The sequence below is a fragment of the Pedobacter lithocola genome, assembly GCF_042650845.1.
Classification (GTDB): Bacteria; Bacteroidota; Bacteroidia; order Sphingobacteriales; family Sphingobacteriaceae; genus Pedobacter; species Pedobacter lithocola.
This window is the reverse complement of the sequence record NZ_JBHSBW010000016.1, coordinates 374,472-394,616: the sequence shown is the minus strand read 5'-3', so window position 1 is coordinate 394,616 and position 20,145 is coordinate 374,472. Positions and strand designations below refer to the sequence as shown.

Below are 20,145 nucleotides of genomic sequence, written 5' to 3'. Positions count from 1 at the left end.
AGGGAATGCAAATGTAGGCAGCATATTTTAAATATGCAAGAGCGATTTTAAAAAAAATTAAAATTTCTTTCTCTTTAAAAAGATTCAAGATTTTTCTATTTCGATGCAACGTTTAGCATTCAAATACGACTTTATAGGTTAAAACCTATAACCCTTTTAATATCAATTACTAAACTAACTATGACCTATTCAAAAATCAACAACTTAACCGGTTGGCTGTGTTTTTTAATTGCCGCTGTAACTTACATTTTAACATTAGATCAATCTGCAAGTTTTTGGGATTGTGGCGAATTTATAGCTTCTGCTTTCCGTTTGGAAGTTGTTCATCAACCTGGAGCACCATTGGTTTCAATGATTCAACGGGTATTTTCTTCTTTTGCATTTAGCGATAAAACCAAAGTCGCTTATTGTATGAATATCGCTTCTGCCCTAGCAAGTGCGGCTACAATTTTGTTTTTATTCTGGACAATAACTGCCCTAGCAAAAAGAACTATGATAAAAGTAAAAGAAGAAATTACAAAAGCTAAAACCATAACTATAATCGGCGCAGGCCTTGTTGGTGCTTTGGCTTATGCATTTTCTGATAGTTTCTGGTTTTCGGCAGTAGAGGCCGAGGTTTACGCCATGTCATCTTTATGCACAGCAATTGCCTTGTGGGGAATTTTAAAATGGGAAGCCCAGGCTGATAAGCCAAGGGCTGACCGATGGCTTGCGTTTGTGGCGTATATCATCGGCTTATCAATTGGGGTACATTTACTAAACCTCCTGGTTATTCCTGCCGTTGTTTTTGTTTATTACTTCTGCAAAACGCCACAACCTTCCAATAAAGGGATTATAAAAACATTTTTTGTTTCTATTTTGATTTTGGCATTTGTCCAATTTTGCGTTATTCAATATATGGTATCAACCGCAGCATGGTTCGATTATTTCTTTGTAAATACATTTGGATTGAATTTTGGAACAGGTGTTTTATGCTTTGCTATTCTACTAATTAGTGGCTTAACCTTGGCAATAAGATATTCTATCCTTCAAAAGAAGCAAACCTTAAATCTTGCTTTAGTTTCTACCATGCTAATTATGTTCGGCTACAGTTCCTTTTCCATGCTGATAATCAGAGCAAAGGCAAAACCCAATTTAAATAATACAAACCCCGAAAATGCCTTTACATTTTTAAATTATGTTAACAGGGCGCAATATGGTGAAAGGCCATTGCTTTATGGGCAAAACTATAATGCTGATAAAATAGATATTAAACAAACGGGAAACCTTTACAGAAAGGGCGAAGTTAAATACGAATCAGCTGGTACTAAATCGGATTATGTTTATGACAAGAAAACGCTTTTACCGAGAATGTACAGCGATAAGCCCGAGCATATTAAGTTTTATAAAGATTGGATGGGTTTTGATGACATCCACAAGCCAACTTTGCTCGATAATATAAAATACATGTTTTCCTTCCAGGCAGGGCATATGTACATGAGGTATTTTATGTGGAATTTTGTGGGTAGGCAAAATAATCAGGATGGACAGTTAGGCGAAAACGGCGGCGGCTGGCTAAGCGGCATAAAACCTGTAGATGCCATCCGCCTCGGTGATCAGAAAAATCTACCTCCTTCAATAGTAGATAATAAAGCTTACAATCGCTTTTTCTTCTTACCTCTAATTTTGGGTTTAATTGGTGCAGTTTGGCATTTCAAAAGAAATAAAAACCATGCCGCCGTAATCGCTCTACTTTTCTTTTTTACAGGCGTTGCGATTGTACTTTACTTAAATTCAGTACCTATAGAGCCACGTGAAAGAGATTATGCATACGTTGGTTCCTTTTATGCTTTTGCCATCTGGATTGGATTAAGTGTAATTGGCTTAAAAGAATGGGTATTTAAAACATTTACGCCGGCTAAGTCAGCAATTTTAGCATCCTCAATTGCCTTATTTGCAGCTCCAATATTAATGGCAAGCCAAGGATGGGATGATCATAACCGTTCAGAAAGTCATTTGGCGAGAGATATTTCCGTTAATTACTTAAAATCTTGTGCGCCTAATGCAATACTATTTACCTATGGAGATAATGATACTTTTCCGGTTTGGTATGCTCAGGAAGTGGAAAATATTCGTCCCGATGTAAGGGTTGTAAATTTGAGTCTGTTTACGGCCGACTGGTATATAGATGGTATGAAAAGGAAACAAAATCAATCGGCTCCGCTTCCAATTTCCATGAAACCAGCCCAATATGCCGAAGGCACAAGAGATGTAATGTATTACCAAGATTTTAAGATTGCCCGAAGCATTGAGCTAAAACAAATTATGGAGGTATTGCTATCTGATAATGATGAAGATAAAATTACACTGCAAGATGGTTCAAAATCCAATATCCTGCCAACAAAAAACTTTAAACTAAGCATTAACTCCAAGGATGTAATAGATACAGGAACAGTTCCGCTTGAAGATGCCGGAAAAATTGCGAGTAGCATGGAATGGACGTATAATTCAGATTATGTTAGTAAAGGCACTTTGGCACTGCTCGATATTTTAACCCATAACAATTGGAAGAGACCGATATATTTTTCAGGTGCGATGCCTGATGAACAATATGTGGGCCTAGATAAATATCTATATACTGAAGGCTTAACATTAAGGCTACTTCCATTAAAACCCGATACCGTCAAAACTGAAATGTATGAAAGAGTTAATGTAAAACCTTTTTATAATAATATGATGAATACGTTTAAATGGGGTAACATTAAATATGCTAATCATTTAGACAGGCAATCGGCAGATGATGTAACTATGTTTTCGAACATGTTTAACGGTTTAATTGGCGAATTGATTAATGAAGGCAAAATCACTGAGGGCAAGGCAGCAGTTAACAAATATTATGAAGTGATGCCGCTTAAATTTTACAGTATGCGCCATGTGATGAGCTCATTTTATTTTACTGAAAACCTTTATCGTTTAAATGATTTAAACAGGGCAAATGCTTTTATAAATAAATCGGCTGATTACATGAACAAAGAGTTAACGCACCTGGCTGATGTTTGTGAAAGTAAAAACCAGCTTTCATCAGAAAGAGAAATCCAGGTTTATATGACATACCTTGACCAAATGGTGAAGCTAACGCAAGCTTATAAGCAAAATGATTTAAGCAGTACACTTGAAAAACAATACAGTTTGTTTGCTAATAGGTTTAGCCCATATTTTGGTAGCTAAGCTCCTAATTTATTCTAAATCGAAACCCGTAAAGTATGCCAATCTAAGCTCTTTACGGGTTTTGTATCGTTTTAAGAATTTTATTCAAACGAAGTTAAGTTAGATAGCGAGACATTAAACCATTAAAAATTGTAAAAACAATGGGATATTTTCCTTACTTATCGACTATATTAATTAATTTCGGCAGCATTTTTATGCTCAACATCATTTAATATCATTATCAAAAACCAATGAATTATTCAAAAGTTAATAATATAACAGGCTGGGTTTGCTTTCTAATAGCCACAATAACTTACGTTTTAACCTTAGAACCATCAGTTAGTTTTTGGGATTGTGGCGAGTTTATCGCTTCGGCACTCAAAATGCAAGTAGTTCACCAACCAGGTGCACCATTGTTCTTAATGCTACAACGGTTTTTCTCCATTTTTGCCTTTGGCGATGTTACTAAAGTTGCATACTGGATGAACATTGGCTCTGCATTATCAAGTGCAGCAACAATTTTATTCTTGTTCTGGACAATTACAGCTTTAGCGAAAAAAACATTGGTAAAAGTTGGTGAGGTTATAACAAATGCTCAATTAATAAGCATAATGGGTGCAGGTGCAGTTGGCGCATTGGCGTATGCATTTTCTGATAGTTTCTGGTTTTCTGCTGTAGAATCTGAAGTTTATGCACAATCATCATTGTTTACCGCAATTGTTTTTTGGGGAATTTTGAAATGGGAAGCACATGCTGACGAGCCTAGAGCAGATAGGTGGTTATTGTTTATCGCTTATATTATGGGGCTATCTATCGGTATCCACTTATTAAATTTGTTAACCATTCCTGCTATTGCATTTATTTATTATTTCAGAAAAACCAACAAAGCAACAACATCTGGTATTTTTAAAACACTTTCAGTTGGTATATTAATATTAGGAATTATTCAATATGGAATTATCCAATATTTGGTTTCATTTGGTGCTTATTTCGATTTATTCTTCGTTAATACATTAGGCTTAGGCTTTGGAACTGGAGTTTTATTCTTTGCAATTTTAGTTATTGGTGCTTTCGTTTGGGCAATCCGCTACTCTATAAGACACCAAAAGAAGTTATTAAACTTAGGTTTAATATCTACCGTATTAATCATTTTTGGCTATGCCTCATTTGCTATGATAATTATCAGAGCCAAAGCAGATCCAAACTTAAATAATAGTGCACCAAAAGATGCCTTCTCATTCTTAAGTTATTTAAATAGAGAGCAATATGGCGACAGACCTTTGTTATTTGGCCCTAATTACAACTCAGAGAGAACTGGCGTTTCAGAAGGAAAAACCATCTGGAGAAAAGGAAATGATAAATATGAAGTTGCTGGTAAAAAGAACGATTACGAATATGCAGATAATACCTTTTTGCCTCGTATGTACAGCGACGACCAGAAACATGCCGATTTCTACAAAGAATGGATGAATTTGGATGAAAGTAAAAAACCTAACACAGTAGATAATATTGGTTTCTTATTTAGCTATCAAATTGGATACATGTACATGCGATATTTCGGCTGGAATTTCGTTGGTCGCCAGAACGATGAGCAAGGACAAGGAAGTGGCTTTGAAGGAACATCGCTAAGCGGTATTAAACCAATCGATGCAGTTTGGCATGGAGACCAAAGCCATTTGTCTCCATCAACAGTTGATAACAAAGCGTACAACAGATTCTTCTTTCTACCTTTAATAATTGGTTTGCTAGGTGCAATTTGGCATTTCGGCCGTAATCAAAAAGATGCTGGAGTTGTTGGTTTGCTGTTTTTCTTTACCGGTATAGCAATTGTGCTGTATTTAAATCAAAAACCTTTAGAACCTCGTGAGCGTGATTACGCTTATGTTGGCTCATTTTATGCTTTCTCCATTTGGATTGGGCTCGGTGTTTTAGCCATTAAAGAGTGGTTATTTAAAAAACTTACACCAGCAACTGGTGCAATAGCGGCAACCGTTATCGGTTTGTTCGCAGCACCAGTTATTATGGCTCAACAAGGATGGGATGACCACGACCGTTCAACTAAAATGGTTGCTCATGACATTGCTTATGACTATTTGCAGTCATGCGCACCAAATGCTATTCTATTCACGTACGGCGATAATGATACCTATCCACTATGGTACATTCAAGAGGTTGAAAAAGTTCGCCCGGATGTTAGAATTGTTAATTTAAGTTTGTTTGATACGGATTGGTATATCAATGGAATGAAGCAGAAACAAAATGATTCAGAACCATTGCCAATTTCAATGAAAGAATCGCAGTTTGTGCAAGGCGAACGCGATGTTATGCCTTACGATGATTACAAAATTGCGGGCAGCGTAGAAATCAAAAATATTGTCGATTTGCTATTATCTGATAATGCAGATGATAAAGTTGCCATGCAGGACGGAACAAAATCAAATTTCCTACCAACAAAAAACTTTAAATTAACCATAAATCCTCAAGAGGTTATTAGCACAGGTACCGTCTCAGCGGCTGATGCAGGTAAAATTGCGCAAACAATGGAATGGAAATTTAATAAGGGTTATGTTACCAAAGGTACTTTAGCCATGTTAGATATTTTAGCACACAACAACTGGAAACGCCCAATTTATTTTGCATCTACAGTTCCTTCTGAGCAATATAATGGCTTAGATAAATATTTATACAATGAAGGATTAGCGCTTCGCTTATTGCCGTTAAAAACAGATACAACAGCTACTGATGAGCGTGAAGAATTATTAAATACCCCTGTTTTGTATAAAAACATAATGGATAAATTTAAATGGGGAAACATCAAAACGGCAAAATATTTAGATCCGCAATCATCTGATGATACTTTTATTTTCACCAACATATTAAGCAGCTTAACGGGTAGTTTAATTAAAGAAGGTAAAATAGAAGAAGCAAAAAAAGTTGCTGATAAATATTATGAAGTTATGCCAGACAAGTTTTTTGGCATTCGTACTGTTGTTGTTAAGTATTATATGGCCGAAAACCTTTATAAACTTGGCGAAACCGCTAGAGCAAATGATATATTAATTAAATCTGGAGATTACATACAAAAAGAACTTACTTACCTAGCCGATATTTCTGCTTCGAAAGGAAGTTTATCGGGAACTCAAAACGTTCAAACTGGATTGTATTATTTAGATAGAATGATTAAGACTTCTAAAGCTATGGGACAAACAAAAGTAAGTACACAGCTTGAAAGGCAATTTGCGGGTTTAGAATCAAGATTTTCTGGTTATTTTGGACAACATCAAACTCCGTAACTGAAATTCTTTTAAAAAAAAGCAGCTGCATTAATTTGTAGCTGCTTTCTTTTTGCGCCAAAATTCGAGATGGTTTCTGCGCCTAAAAACTTGCGAAGTCTAAAAAGCTAAGAGCGAAGGAAGACTTCGAAAGTTAATTTATAAGCTCAAAGCGAAGTTTCCTGTAATAGACTTACGAAGTTCTGCCAACACATATCCCCATCCAAACTTCGTAAGGCTTATGCGCCCCTATCTAAACTTCGTTAGTCGAGGCAAAAAAAAACCTGTTTGAGTTAACAAACAGGTTTTTATTATTTAAAAAAATAATTATTCATTCACAACACCCATTGCGCAGAATTTTTCAATTCGTTGTTCTATGAGTTTATCTGTTTTTAATTTACCTAGTGAAGCCAAATCTTTAATAATATAATCTTTCAGGGTTTGCGCCATTAATTCAGGGTTTTGGTGTGCACCACCTAATGGTTCAGGAATAATGCCATCAATAAGCTTGTTTCCAAACATATCATCAGAAGTTAACTTTAAACACTCTGCAGCTTTCTCCTTAAAATCCCAGCTTCTCCATAAAATGGATGAACACGATTCTGGTGAGATTACAGAATACCAGGTATGCTCTAACATATAAACTTTATCGCCTATACCAATACCTAAAGCACCTCCAGATGCACCTTCTCCAACAATAACACAGATAATTGGAACACGAAGGATAGACATTTCGAGTAAGTTTCTGGCAATTGCCTCGCCTTGTCCGCGTTCTTCAGCTTCCAAACCTGGGTAAGCACCCATAGTATCAATCAAAGAAATTACGGGTTTGTTAAACTTTTCAGCTAAGCGCATTAAGCGCAGTGCTTTACGGTAACCTTCTGGGTTAGCCATACCGAAATTATGAAACTGGCGTTCCTTGGTATTTTTACCTTTTTGATGACCGATAACCATTACCGTTTGGCCATTTATTGTGGCAAAACCACCAACAATTGCCTTATCATCTTTTACTGTTCTATCGCCATGTAGTTCAATAAAATCATCGCAAATCATGCTGATGTAATCAAGTGTTTGAGGTCTGTCGGGGTGACGACTCATTTGCACTTTATTCCAACCGGTTAAATTATTATATAAACTTTGAGTGGTTTCATTTAATTTACCATCAAGTTCTTCTAAAGTAGCAGACATATCTACTTTAGTTTTATCGGCAACTTGTTTAACCTTTTCTATCTGCTGAACTAAATCTGCAATAGGTTTTTCGAAATCGAATGATGTTTTAATTTGCTGCATAATTGGGTTACAAAACTAAGTATTTATTTTTAGTTTGCAGTTAACAGTTTAGAAGTTAAAATACGAATTGTTAATTCGCAAATGTATTTGATGGATGTTACTAACATTTAAAATCGGTTTAAAACTTTGCGGCTTCACCTGATTTTGGTAATGCCTTCAGAATAAAATCTCTAACATGATTGTTCGATGTTTTCAAATCTTCCTTGCGTAGATACATCATGTGTCCGCTTCTGTAACCTTCCCAAGTTAATCTATCTTGTAATTTCCCAGCAGCGTCTAATTGCCACATGCTGTATTTTGCATTAAAATAATCACAAGCACCATCATAATAACCTGATTGAACCAATACATGCAAAAATGGATTTTGTGCCATTGCTTGCCGTAAATTATCACCGGTTTTATCGCCCGAATTATCCCATGGATAAACCGAACCAAACATGTTATATTTTAAATCAGTTTTGTAGTTCAGCTCATTTCTAATGTACATATTAATGGCTGGCGTAAAAGAATGCAGCCATGAAGTTAACTCAGCATTATAATCTGGCGATTCACCGGCACCCATTATATCTATTCCTTTGTACCGAGAATCTAATCGACCAACAGTAAAGCCTTTATCCCGGAGCAATTCTTTCCAGAAGAAATCAGTAGGAACGTTCAAGTTATAATCTAAAAATACCTTTTCAGATATTCCGGAATACCGAGCCATTTTAACTGCAATAGCCCGTTTTTTATCAGGACTGAGCATGCTACCTTGGGCAATTGCCGGGATAACCTCATTTATCGTAAAGCTTTCTACCTCTGGCAACATCGCTGTCAAATCTTTCGATTGCAAATCGGCAGGCAAAACCTTATGATACCATGCAGTAGCTGCAAAATATGGTAAACGCAAGGCAGCATCAACTGGTCCACCACGCTCAATACCAAGCTCAGTTGGAGAAACCAAAACAACGCCATTTAAATACATCCATTGATTATTTTGTAGTTCTAATGCCAAACCAGAAACACGAGTGGTTCCATAACTTTCGCCAATTAAAAATTTTGGAGATGCCCAACGGTTATTTCGGGTAACAAAAGTGTTTATCCACTCTGCTAGATACTTGATATCGGCCTTTACTCCGAAGAATTTATTTGTTGGAATATCTTTACTAATCGCTCTGGAATATCCTGTATTTACGGGGTCGATGTAAACAACATCAGCAACATCCAAAATCGAGTATGGGTTTTCTTTATATCCGTAAGGTTGAACAGGATAACCTTCATCATCAATATTTAAAATTACAGGACCTGTGTAAGCAATATGCATCCAGACAGAGGCAGAACCCGGACCACCATTAAATGAGATAACCAATGGTCTTTTATCACGATTTTGTACATCACTCCTTTCGTAATACGTGTAAAACAAACCTGCAATTGGTTTCCCTTCCTCATCCCAAACGGGTAAAGTACCAGTTGTTGCCTTATATGGAACGGCTTTACCGTTAATGGTAACATTGTGGTTGGTAACAACCGAACTTTCTACCTTAATTGTGCGCTCATTGCCTGCTGGCTTTGGCTCTTCTTTTATAGTTACCTGCGATGTTGTGGTGGTTTCTTTGGCAGGTGTTTTTCTTTGAGTTTGCTGCGCTGATGAGTAAATACCAGCAAACAGACAGATGGATAGTATAAATTTAAATTTCATAGCGTTTTGGTTTGGTGCCTAAATATCTTACTAAACATGCGCTTATCAAAAAAACATTGAAAATGTTACTATAAAAAAACGGCATTGCGAAGTTGCAATGCCGTTTCAAAATTTCGAGCGTATTTTTTATTTATCCCACCAAACTCTACCCACCAATTTATCGCCACCTGGAACTGCAGCAGATGCAACTTTATAATTTGCTGCATTTGATACGCCTTCGGCCAATGGATATGGAAAACGACGTGGTATTGAACCGCCCGTATTTGTATTTGGATATACAATTGGAACTAAAGCAGGCAATCCTGTCCTTCTCCAGTTCGACCATGTTTCGTAAAAATCTAACATCGTAATTGTATGTACCCAATATTGCATCGAAATCATTTCTAAACCATTAGCCGCCACATAAGGATGAGCGGCTAGATAAGCTGCTGCATCACTTGCATTTACTGCCATGTTTGCATCGTATTGAGATAAAAATGTCATTGCCGAGGTTACGCCTGCATTATAATGTGCTGCTGCAGAACCACCAATATTAAAACGTTGTGCTGCTTCAGCCCACATTAATTCGGTTTCGGCATAGGTTAAAATAAAGGTATTACCATCTCTCTTAAGCATCCCTGGGTTTGGCGATGAGTAATCTGTAAAATCAGTATATGAAGCATCCTGACGAACATCTCTGCCAGCAATACCGCTCAAATCTTTACCGTTCGGCATTCCTTTCTGAACGCTAGCTGTAGTTATATAAGCAGGATTTTGGGCTTTCGTTACATCTGTTAAGTATAATTTTGTAACGGCAACTTTGCTTAATCTTGGGTCATTATTTGTTTTTAGGTAATTAATAAATGTATTGCTCCAACGGGTATAAAAGTTTTCCTGTCCGCCATCGCCCAACAAAACCTGTGCATTTCTATTTTGCGTAACGCGACCGCCATTTGCATCATGTTTAAAAAATGCATTATCACCATCACCTATCATCGTTTTACCCACAGCCTTTGCAATATAAGTTTGTGCAAGCGTCGCATCAGCCTTGGTTAAACGCATTGCCATACGTAACATCAAACTATTTCCAAAACGTTTCCATTTTGCAACATCACCAGCGAAGATTAAATCACCATTCACAACATCGCCCGAGGCATTTAAAGCTGTCGATGCTTCATCAACCTCTTTTAATAAATCAGTATAAATGGCTTGTTGCGCATCGTATTTAGGATACAAAATGGAAGAATAATAGCCCTTACCAGCATCAAAATATGGGATATCGCCATATAAATCAGTTAGCCTTTCAAAAATTAACGCTTTCCAAATTCTGCCCATTTGATAAACGTTATTGTATTGTGCCTTTCCTCTGGTAAACTCTACTAAATCAACAGCATATTTTACTTGGTCGGGATAAGCTTTTTCCCAATAAGCAGCCGTGTAGCCTTCATTAAGCATGTATTTATCGCCTGCCCAATAGCTAATAACCGATGACATACCTTGCATCATTGTTGCCGAGTAAATCAAATTTCCACGCCAGGTTTCGTATGCAAAATCGGTGCTACCTGTATAGGTTAACTGTGCCGTAGATAGTAGGTAATTTGGATTGTATTGTTCCTGACTTACAGATACGGGATCTGTATTGATTTTTTCGAAGTCTTTTGTACACCCCGATATTAGGATTAACCCTGATAATAAAAGTGGTACGTATAATTTTATGATCGTTTTCATTTTCAATTCGTTTAAAGGATTATAACTTAACACTTAAATTTAAACCATAAGTGCGTACTGGAGGTACACCGCCTAGTTCCATACCCGGAATGGTTGCATTGTAACTAGATTCCGGGTCGATGTTATCTGTTTTCTTCATTAAAATGAATAGATTACGACCAACGAAACTTACATTTAAGCCCTTTATTTTATTGTTAAACATTTTGGCCGGAAAATTATATCCTAAAATTAATTGCCTGAATTTGATAAAGCTTGCATCTTGTACAAACTGCTTAGAAACATTATTGGCGTACGTGCTGTAATAGTTAGCTGCGTTTACACCCAAAGCATCTCGGTTTTCGAGTGTTGCCTGGTGTAATCCAAAAATATAACCATAATAATCAGTTGCAGAAAATATCTTCCCTCCCCACTTACCATCAATTAAGAACGATAGATTTACACCCTTATAACTAAATTCGTTATTCCAGCCAGCTGCCCATTTATTATAAGCAGAACCATAAGCTTTTAATTCGCCTCTTTGTGGTGCGCCATTTGCATCTTTTACAATATTACCAGTGCCATCATACAGAAAATCATAAGCCATTACCTGACCAATAGCCATTCCTTCTAAATTTTGTAAAAACCCAACATTACTACGAGAAGTTGCAAGCAATTGCGAGGCAGTACCAGGAGCTAAGGTGATAACCTTATTATCGTTGTAAGACCCGTTAACACTTGAAGTCCAGTTAAAATCTTTGCTTTTGATAACGTTACCAGAAATTAAAGCTTCAACACCTTTATTTCTTAATTCGCCAATATTTAAAACAGCGCCGCTATAACCTGTAGTTGTAGAAGCTGGAACGGCAAGAATCTCATCACTTGATTTTTTATTGTACCAAGTAACATCTAAGTTTACCCTATCACCAAACAATCGCATTTCGGTACCAATTTCTAGCTCAGTTGCTTTCGAAGCTCTAAGGGATGCATTTGGAATAGATGAGTTAACGATATTCCCAAGCGGAGAGCCATTTACAGATTCGCTACGTAAATTGTAATAAAGTTGCGTTTGGAATGGTGAAGTTGCCTGCCCTACCATTGCATAACCAGCTCTTAATTTACCGAAGCTTAAAAATGATGGTTTCCAAAGTTCAGAAAACACAAATGAACCACTTATTGATGGATAAACTACATTGAGTTTATTATCCTTCCCCGGTGTAGCGAGGGTAGAAAACCAATCGCTTCGGGCACTTCCGGTTAAGTATAAAATATCTTTATAAGTTACTTCTAAAGTTCCATAAATAGATTGCGTTTCTTGGTCTGATTGATATACAGAGACTGATTTACCACCTGTATTACTAAGCGTATAAATACCAAAAAGCTGAAAAGATGCACCGCTATTGTTTGTACCCGAACTTTTGGTTCGGCGATAACTTGCACCCACATTCGGTGTGATGGAGAAATCGTTTATTTTAAACGACTTTCCCATTAAACCATCAACATTTATATCAGAGAACTTGCTAATTTGTTCAGTATATCCACCATCAGCATCGTAAGCTGTACCAGATGGCGTTACTGAAACGTAATTATCATTGTAAGAATCTCTTCCCGCTCTTGCCTGCAAAAATAAACCATTATCAAAAGTATATTTAGCATTAAAAGAACTTAATAAGCGTTCTCTTTTAGTATTATGAATAAAATCATTAGCTGCAAACCATGGATTTGTAGCATAAGGATTTCCTGTATTGTAAGATAGTTCGTTACCCGTAGGCGTTTTGCCAGGTTGTAAAGTTGCAATGTTAACACTTGTTGGTAAAAACGCGGCATTGTAATTTGCATTACCAGCACCATCAGATAGCATTGGTCTGTTTTTAGCTTGCTCTAAAATGTAGTTGAAACGGGCATCTACAACCAGATTTTTAATCGGGTCGAATGTACCAGCTAAGGTAAAGTTTTGTCTATCTAAACCAGAGTTAGGCACTACCGATTTGTTTGTCAAATCGCTTCCAGATAAGCGGATTACGCCGCCCGTAAAAGTTTTGTTTAAAGCCAAGGTATTTGTCCAACTTCCACCAGTTCTGTAGAAGTCTTCGATATTATCTTCTTGTGCGGTGTATGGTCTGCTTACTCCATCAAATTGCACAACATTTGTTCCATCCAATCTTGCTCCCCAACTCGAACTACCAGTAGATGCAGCAGCCAATTGTGTAGCAGGCTTTTGTCCGTTTACACCTTGCCCATAAACATATTGCCAATTGGTTCTATCCATTACCTGTTCGGCAACATAATTACTGCTAAATTCTATGCTATTTCCCTTTCCACTTTTTGTAGTGATGAGAATTACGCCTGCTTTTGCTCTATTCCCGTAAAGCGCAGAAGCCGCAGCTCCCTTTAATACAGAAATACTTTCAATATCATCAGGATTAATGTTGCTAATTGCATCTCCTAAATCTGGAGCATTATCATACTGACCGCCGTTGTTACCAATACCAATTGTGCTACCAAAACCAACCGGAGCACTTTCCATAGGGATTCCGTTTACTACATAAAGTGGCTGACTTGACGGACCTAAGCTAGATACACCACGTATGGTAACATTGGTTGCTGCACCTGCACCACCCGATGTACCTGCAATATCCAAACCTGCAACTTTACCTACTAACGAATTTGTAATGTTGTTTTCGCGAGCCTGAGTTAACGTTTCGCCACCAATTTGCGTTACAGAATAACCTAAAGCTCTTCTTTCTTTTTTGATACCCAAAGCAGTAACCACAACCTCAGATAACTGTTTACTATCTTCTGCCAATACTATATCGATAGATGTTTGAGAACCTATGGATACCTCTTTCGTTTGAAAACCTGCATAAGAAACCACCAAAATGGCATTTTCTGGAGCGTTTAAAGCAAACTTACCGTTAACATCAGTTGAAGTTCCTATAGCTGTTCCTTTTACTCTCACGGTTGCACCAGGCAATGTTACTCCCTGGGCATCTTTTACTGTTCCGCTAATTGGTAAGTCTTTATTTCTGCTGATAACAATTAAGCCACCATCAGAAACTGAGTACTTTAAATTTGTTCTGTTTAATATGGCCGATAAAACATCAGTAACTGGTGTATTGGTTACAGTGATGCTCACATCTTTATTAACAGGAACATAAGACGAGCTATAGACAAAATGATAACTGCTTTGCTGCTCTATAATTTGTAAAACCCTTGCCAATTTTGTTTTCTTCACATCGATAGAAATTTTTTCCTGAGAAAAAACCGATGCGGAAACATTAAGGCAGGTAATGAAAACCATAATACAGGTTAGTTTCATTAGCATAATGAATTTTAAAAGCGCTCTGTATTTTGGGCGCTCTTGCAGTAAGTAATAATAAATCATATTTTTGTTTTTTTGGTTGCATAGTTATTTGGCAGCAAGTTGTTTGCGCATAAACTGCCATTAATTAATCAAAGAAGAATTTTTGAGGGCGGTGCGCCAACACCGTCCTTTTTTGCTCTACTTCGAGATGATTACCTGATTTCCTTTTATCTCATATTTAAAATTTTCTACTTTTTGTAATGCAGACAATACCTGATCGATACTTTCGTGGCTAAAAGTTGCCGTAAAGCGATATTTTTCAATTTCAGGATCTGTAAATTTGATTTCAACACTATACCATTTTTCTAAAACACTCTTTATATCATCAAAATTCTGGTCGTATATTTCTATGCGGTTTTGTGTCCAGGCGGTTTCTACAATTGTACTATCTTTAATTAAAGTATAGTGGTTTATAGTAATTTCCGGGCGAGCAGCTTCGGGTTTTAAAACCTTTTGTTTGGAAGCAAGAGCAACAGTTTTATAAAAAGTAACTTTCTGGCTTGGCTTTAAAGTGATTATACTTCCATTTCCGTTAACAGCTTCCATGGTAATTAAGCCTCTAATTAATGTTGCTTCCGATGAAACTTCATCTGGGTAGGCCTTTACATTAAAAGCAGTACCTAGCACATTAATGTCAAAATCACTTGTATGCACTTTAAAGATTTTGCTTTTATTGTGTGCAACATCAAAATATGCCTCGCCCTTTAAAATAACCTCTCTAGTGGTTTCATTAAAACCCTTTAAAATTGATAAAGAACTTTTCGCATTTAACAATACAATAGAACCATCAGGCAATGTTATTTTCTTCCGCTCACCGCTTTTGGTTGTAAACATTTGGGCTTGAGACATTCCATTCGCCTTATTTTGTCCAACATAACCCCGATAAAAAATGCCAACTGAAATTACAACTAAAATGGCAGCAGCAATTTTTAACCATAGATAGCTTTTGCGCAGTTTTAATGACCTTGTCTCGTTATTAAAATTCAACTTCAATTGCGCTATTTGATCACTCACAGAGTGCTTGTTTCCACTAAGGATAAAATGTATTTTTTTTGCTTCGGCAATTACATTTGCCTGTTCAGGGTGAGCCTTAATATACTTTTCCCAATATTCAATACAAAGCTTGTCGGTTCCTGCACAATATTGCTGGAAAGTACTATCGACAAGGAAATCTTCTGTATTGAATTGACTTCTCTCAATCATTATTATCTGGCTTTTACTAATCAGTGCCTAAAAAGTTTACTTTTTCCTAAAGAAATCTTAACTTTTTTTTAATAAAGCAAATTTATTAGCTGAATGACGTATAGATAAAGAAATTTAATTTGTGATAAAGGGAAAAATTAGGCGAAATGGTTGGTTTGAAGATGAAGAGTTAAGAAATTTTGTCAGATTGTTCATAATTTACCTCACCCTATCAAAGTTTTTGCTTGCTCTTCTATTGTGAGTTCCCTTTCCTTAAAAAGAGGGGTTTATGGACAGTGAATAAATACTCTAGGCTCAAAGTATTGTGTTTCGTTTCCCTCTCTTCAGGGAGAGGGATGCACTAACTTAGTAATAGTTTAGCTTTCATAGGGTGAGGTTACAAAAAAGGATACTTAATTCCCCTACTAAATTTTAAGCTTTCAGTTCCTTGCGCAAAACCTTCAGAGCATCATAAATGGTATTGTATGAAGTTTTTATGGATTGGTTGGTTTGTTCGGCAATTTGCTCATAACTTAATCCATCAAAAAATTTCAAATGAATTAATTGCTTTTGCCTAAAGGTGAGTTTTTCGAGGGCATTTTTAAGTTGATGCTTAACCAATTCGTCGCTTTGAACTTTCACGATAAATTCTTCATAGCTCATTTCCATCCATTCGCCATCGGCTCCGGCATTAAACAGTGCATCATTAATTTTCTTTTTACGCTCTAAAATCCGCAGTAGTTTCCTTTTTAAAAAGGTACGAAGATAAGCTTCAACGTTATCAACACGATTTAGTGTTTCGTGTTTTTCCCAAATGGTTGTAAAAACAAGATCAGTTGCTTCGCTAGAAATATCGGCACTTGCACATACCCTTATTCCGAAATTAACCAAAGGGTAGTAAAGTTCCTTATAGAGATCAAAAAAAGCATCCTTATCTCCGGTACGTAGTCGTTCCCAAAGCAAGTGATGCGATAATTTGTTCTCCATATTTTAGTTAGTTGCTATCGCAATATTAACTAAAATAGCCAAGATTATTTTAGAAAAAACTGCCTCCCTTCTTGGTTATATAAAAACAGGAGACAGCATTATCAAGTAATTTATTTTAAAGCAACTTTACTAAAAATATGGTATTCACCAGGCGCCATTGTTGCCGAGTAAATATTTGAAGTAAGGTTAATTACATTACCAACGGCATCAACCCAATTTCCAGATGCACCAAAATCTACATTAGCATTTTGATTATTCACATCGAAATTTCCAACTACAACAACAGTGTTAGAGGCATCACTAAGTTTAATATATTTTACTCCGCCTGTTAAGTTGTAAGTTGCATTGGTGGTATTAAAAATCGCATTGTTATTTTTTAATTTTATAAACTTAGAATACGCATCATACAAACCCTTTCTATTCGTGTCAGAAAAATAATCCCATTTAATTGGTTTTTCTCCTGTTCTACCGTTAAAGTCGATGCTGATATCATAACCTAACTCTCCAAATTGCCAAACCATTTTCGGTCCGGGTATGCTGAGCAGAAACGCTGCAGCCATCTCATTTCGCTTTAAGGATGTGGGTAAATTTCCCTTTATTAAATAGCTTCCGGCCATATTGCCAAAGGAAATGTTTTTATAATTTAAACGTTCTTCATCATGACTTTCGCTATAAGTTATTAATCCATCCGATTTATTAAAGCCATGTTTGACGTAAAAACCATAAGAAAAATCTGAGCTGCCTAACCAACCCATAGTAGCCTCATTCATATTATAATTTATGTTATTCCAAAGCATCATACCATCTTCTGCTAACACTTTCTCTTCTGATTCTTCTGCGAAATGTTCTAAAATTACATAGAAATTATTGGCATCGATACTTTTAATAAAGCTATTGTATTCTTTCCAAATGGCTACTCTTGTTGCATCATACAGTCTAAACCCAGCATCATCTGTAGATGCTTTTTGTGTAAATCCCTTTGATAAATCAAATCGGAAACCATCGACTTTATATTGCTGCATCCAAAATTTAATCACATTTTTTGCAAAATATTTGGTTGCTGCGCTTTCGTGATTAAAATCATAACCAACATTAAATGGGTGTTTAGGATCTATATTAAACCAAGGACTATTTCCGGCTGGCTTTGAACCATTAAAATACAATTGAACCATTGGCGATTGCCCGAAAGAATGATTTAAAACCATATCCATAATTACAGCAATGCCTTTCCCGTGGCATTCATCAATAAAATTTTGCAATGCTGTTTTCGTTCCATAATATTTATCTGCAGCGAAATAAAAAGAAGGGTTATAACCCCAGCTTAAATTCCCTTCAAACTCATTAACTGGCATCAACTCGATTGCATTAATGCCCATGTTTACCAAATAATCTAGCTTTGCTAAGGTAGATGCATAGTTATGTTCAGCAGTAAAATCACGAATTAGCAATTCGTAAATCACAAGGTTGCTTTTTTCAGGACGAACGAAGCCATTATTTTTCCAAGTATAAGTTGGCTGATTCGCCATCATTGTACTTACAATTCCAGTAGTTTTTCCTGTGGGATAAGCCTTTAAATTTGGATAAGTAGCAGCAGAAATGAAACTATCATTAGCAGGATCCAGAATTTTTTCACAATACGGGTCTGCAACTTTTAATGTACCATCAACCAAAAATTGATAAGCATATTCTGTATTAGGATCGAGATTATCAATCTGAATCCACCAGGTATTTCCATCTGTTGTCCTTTTCATAACCGAAGTAGATGATGACCAATTATTGAATTCGCCAATTAGCGAAACTGATGTTTTATTTGGTGCGTAAAGGGTTACAATTGCCGATTTACCACCGTTGATAAAAGCAACACCATCTTTTGCACCCGCAGGCAAATCAGTTGTAGGCAATACTGGAGGATCAATCCCAGGTCCTTCTGAAGAAGCTTTTTTGCAAGACGTACTAAAAGCTGTTAACAGCAGAAATAGGTAAATAATATTTTTCATTTGGTTAGATTTATTTGGGATTTGTTCACTGCGAACCACCAATACTGCCGGCCGACAAGATTAGTGCTTCGCAGCAGAGATTTGATTAAACCGATCTGTTTTCTTCAATACTTAGCTCAGCAGCTAATACTTCATCAGTTTTCTTTGGATCTTTGATAAATACAAAGCAGATTATTGCTGCTAAAATCATTAATCCGCCACCAATTTGAACGGCTAATAATCTATCATTATTTAACACATTACGCATTAACCAACCGAAACCTAGAGAAGCCATAATTTCTGGCAATACAATGAAGAAATTAAAAATCCCCATGTAAATACCAATTTTATCTTTTGGTAATGAGCCACTTAACATGGCATAAGGCATTGATAAAATACTTGCCCATGCAATACCAACGCCTGTCATACACAGGTACAACATATTTTTATCGTGTACCCATGCGACACTTATTAAGCCAATTGCACCGCAAATTAAACACAAAGCATGCGTGGTTTTTCTACCCAAAGCATCGGCAATTTTTGGCAAAACCAAAGCAAAAAGAAATGTGATAACGCTGTAATAAGCTAATGTTAAACTTCCAAAATCCGCACCTTGCGCATAAACCGGATCTGAAGCATCTTTACCACCGAAAACATTTACCGCAACTGCAGTTGTATAATAGAACCACATTAAAAATAAACCTGGCCACGTAAAAAATTGTACCAAAGAAACAATTTGCATTCGTTTCGGCATGTTTCTTAACGCATGGAGAATTTCGCGAGCTCCACCGCCAAAACCCCTATTGCTTTCGAGAACTTTTTCCTTAAAATCAACATCCTGTGGTGGATATTCTTTCGTGGTAAAAACTGTCCATAATACAGCTGCTAGAAAGAAAAACGCCCCTATATAAAATGAAAATTTTACGTTTTCTGGGATGCTTCCTTGTGCCGCGGTGTTGGTTAAATGAAATACATTATTCATCACCCATGGCAATGAAGACGCAATGCTTCCTCCTAAACCAATCATCATACTTTGCATGATAAAACCTCTGTTTACCTGGCTATCAGGTAATTTATCGGTAACAAAAGCACGGAAAGGTTCCATTGCTATGTTGCCAAAAACATCTAAAATATAGAGCAAGCCTGCCGCCATCCAAAGTACGCTACTGTGCGGCATAAAAATTAAAGCAATACTGCTTACAATTGCTCCAATTAAAAAATAAGGTCTTCTTCTACCCCATTTCGGGTGCCAGGTTCTATCACTTAGATAACCTATAATGGGTTGAACCAAAAGTCCTGTTAATGGAGCTGCCAAAAACAACAATGGTATTTGATCTGGATTAGCGCCAAGGTTTTCGTAAATGCGACCCATGTTGGCACGTTGTAAATCCCAACCAAACTGGATTCCGAAAAAACCAACACTCATATTGATAATTTGTGCGAGTGTTAATTTTGGGTTTTCAAATGCTGTTTTTAAGCTCATTATATTTGGTTTAATTTTTTTACCACAGAGCGCACCGAGCTTTA

General features: G+C 36.6%; 10 protein-coding genes. 2 read left to right on the top strand and 8 right to left on the bottom strand.

The window, feature by feature from the left end; all coding sequences use genetic code 11:
- Positions 1-180: 180 nt before the first annotated feature.
- Together ACFOWA_RS19770 and ACFOWA_RS19765 are read left to right on the top strand one after the other, a co-directional pair.
- Positions 181-3,207, top strand: a complete 3,027-nt coding sequence (locus ACFOWA_RS19770) for a glycosyltransferase family 117 protein (RefSeq protein ID WP_378988653.1) — start codon at positions 181-183, stop codon at positions 3,205-3,207.
- Positions 3,208-3,437: 230 nt separating this feature from the next.
- A complete protein-coding gene (locus ACFOWA_RS19765) occupies positions 3,438-6,479 on the top strand; it encodes a glycosyltransferase family 117 protein (protein WP_378988651.1) in 3,042 nt (1,013 codons plus the stop codon).
- Between the two features lie 306 nt (positions 6,480-6,785).
- Here ACFOWA_RS19765 and ACFOWA_RS19760 read toward each other — a convergent pair whose 3' ends face one another.
- The 8 genes from ACFOWA_RS19760 to ACFOWA_RS19725 all read right to left on the bottom strand — a co-directional run bounded on the left by ACFOWA_RS19760 (position 6,786) and on the right by ACFOWA_RS19725 (position 20,101).
- Positions 6,786-7,748: an acetyl-CoA carboxylase carboxyltransferase subunit alpha gene (locus ACFOWA_RS19760; protein ID WP_378988649.1), complete on the bottom strand. Its 963-nt coding sequence runs from the start codon at positions 7,746-7,748 to the stop codon at positions 6,786-6,788.
- Positions 7,749-7,866: 118 nt separating this feature from the next.
- Positions 7,867-9,426, bottom strand: a complete 1,560-nt coding sequence (locus ACFOWA_RS19755) for a S10 family peptidase (protein ID WP_378988647.1) — start codon at positions 9,424-9,426, stop codon at positions 7,867-7,869.
- A gap of 126 nt (positions 9,427-9,552) precedes the next feature.
- The gene (locus ACFOWA_RS19750) at positions 9,553-11,133 is read right to left on the bottom strand and encodes a SusD/RagB family nutrient-binding outer membrane lipoprotein (protein ID WP_378988645.1); all 1,581 of its coding nucleotides are present in this window, start codon (positions 11,131-11,133) and stop codon (positions 9,553-9,555) included.
- 19 nt (positions 11,134-11,152) lie between these two features.
- Entirely contained in the window at positions 11,153-14,428 is a 3,276-nt protein-coding gene (locus ACFOWA_RS19745) for a SusC/RagA family TonB-linked outer membrane protein (RefSeq protein WP_378988643.1), read from the bottom strand.
- 183 nt (positions 14,429-14,611) lie between these two features.
- Complete coding sequence (locus ACFOWA_RS19740; protein ID WP_378988641.1) at positions 14,612-15,676, bottom strand: FecR family protein; 1,065 nt, start codon at positions 15,674-15,676, stop codon at positions 14,612-14,614.
- 411 nt (positions 15,677-16,087) lie between these two features.
- Positions 16,088-16,642 (bottom strand): RNA polymerase sigma factor, encoded by a 555-nt coding sequence (locus tag ACFOWA_RS19735; RefSeq protein WP_378988639.1) that lies wholly within the window; start codon positions 16,640-16,642, stop codon positions 16,088-16,090.
- A 110-nt stretch (positions 16,643-16,752) separates the two neighbouring features.
- On the bottom strand, positions 16,753-18,639 hold the full coding sequence (locus ACFOWA_RS19730) for an alpha-amylase family glycosyl hydrolase (RefSeq protein WP_378988637.1): 1,887 nt from the start codon (positions 18,637-18,639) through the stop codon (positions 16,753-16,755).
- An 85-nt stretch (positions 18,640-18,724) separates the two neighbouring features.
- Positions 18,725-20,101 carry an MFS transporter gene (locus tag ACFOWA_RS19725; protein WP_378988635.1) on the bottom strand — a complete coding sequence of 459 codons (1,377 nt, stop codon included), beginning with the start codon at positions 20,099-20,101 and terminating at the stop codon, positions 18,725-18,727.
- Positions 20,102-20,145 lie beyond the last annotated feature (44 nt).

Coding starts and splice junctions, on each gene's coding strand:
- ACFOWA_RS19755 (WP_378988647.1), bottom strand. CDS start 9,426: ATGAAATTTAAATTTATACTATCCATCTGTCTGTTTGCTGGTATTTAC.
- ACFOWA_RS19725 (WP_378988635.1), bottom strand. CDS start 20,101: ATGAGCTTAAAAACAGCATTTGAAAACCCAAAATTAACACTCGCACAA.
- ACFOWA_RS19770 (WP_378988653.1), top strand. CDS start 181: ATGACCTATTCAAAAATCAACAACTTAACCGGTTGGCTGTGTTTTTTA.
- ACFOWA_RS19730 (WP_378988637.1), bottom strand. CDS start 18,639: ATGAAAAATATTATTTACCTATTTCTGCTGTTAACAGCTTTTAGTACG.
- ACFOWA_RS19740 (WP_378988641.1), bottom strand. CDS start 15,676: ATGATTGAGAGAAGTCAATTCAATACAGAAGATTTCCTTGTCGATAGT.
- ACFOWA_RS19745 (WP_378988643.1), bottom strand. CDS start 14,428: ATGAAACTAACCTGTATTATGGTTTTCATTACCTGCCTTAATGTTTCC.
- ACFOWA_RS19735 (WP_378988639.1), bottom strand. CDS start 16,642: ATGGAGAACAAATTATCGCATCACTTGCTTTGGGAACGACTACGTACC.
- ACFOWA_RS19760 (WP_378988649.1), bottom strand. CDS start 7,748: ATGCAGCAAATTAAAACATCATTCGATTTCGAAAAACCTATTGCAGAT.
- ACFOWA_RS19765 (WP_378988651.1), top strand. CDS start 3,438: ATGAATTATTCAAAAGTTAATAATATAACAGGCTGGGTTTGCTTTCTA.
- ACFOWA_RS19750 (WP_378988645.1), bottom strand. CDS start 11,133: ATGAAAACGATCATAAAATTATACGTACCACTTTTATTATCAGGGTTA.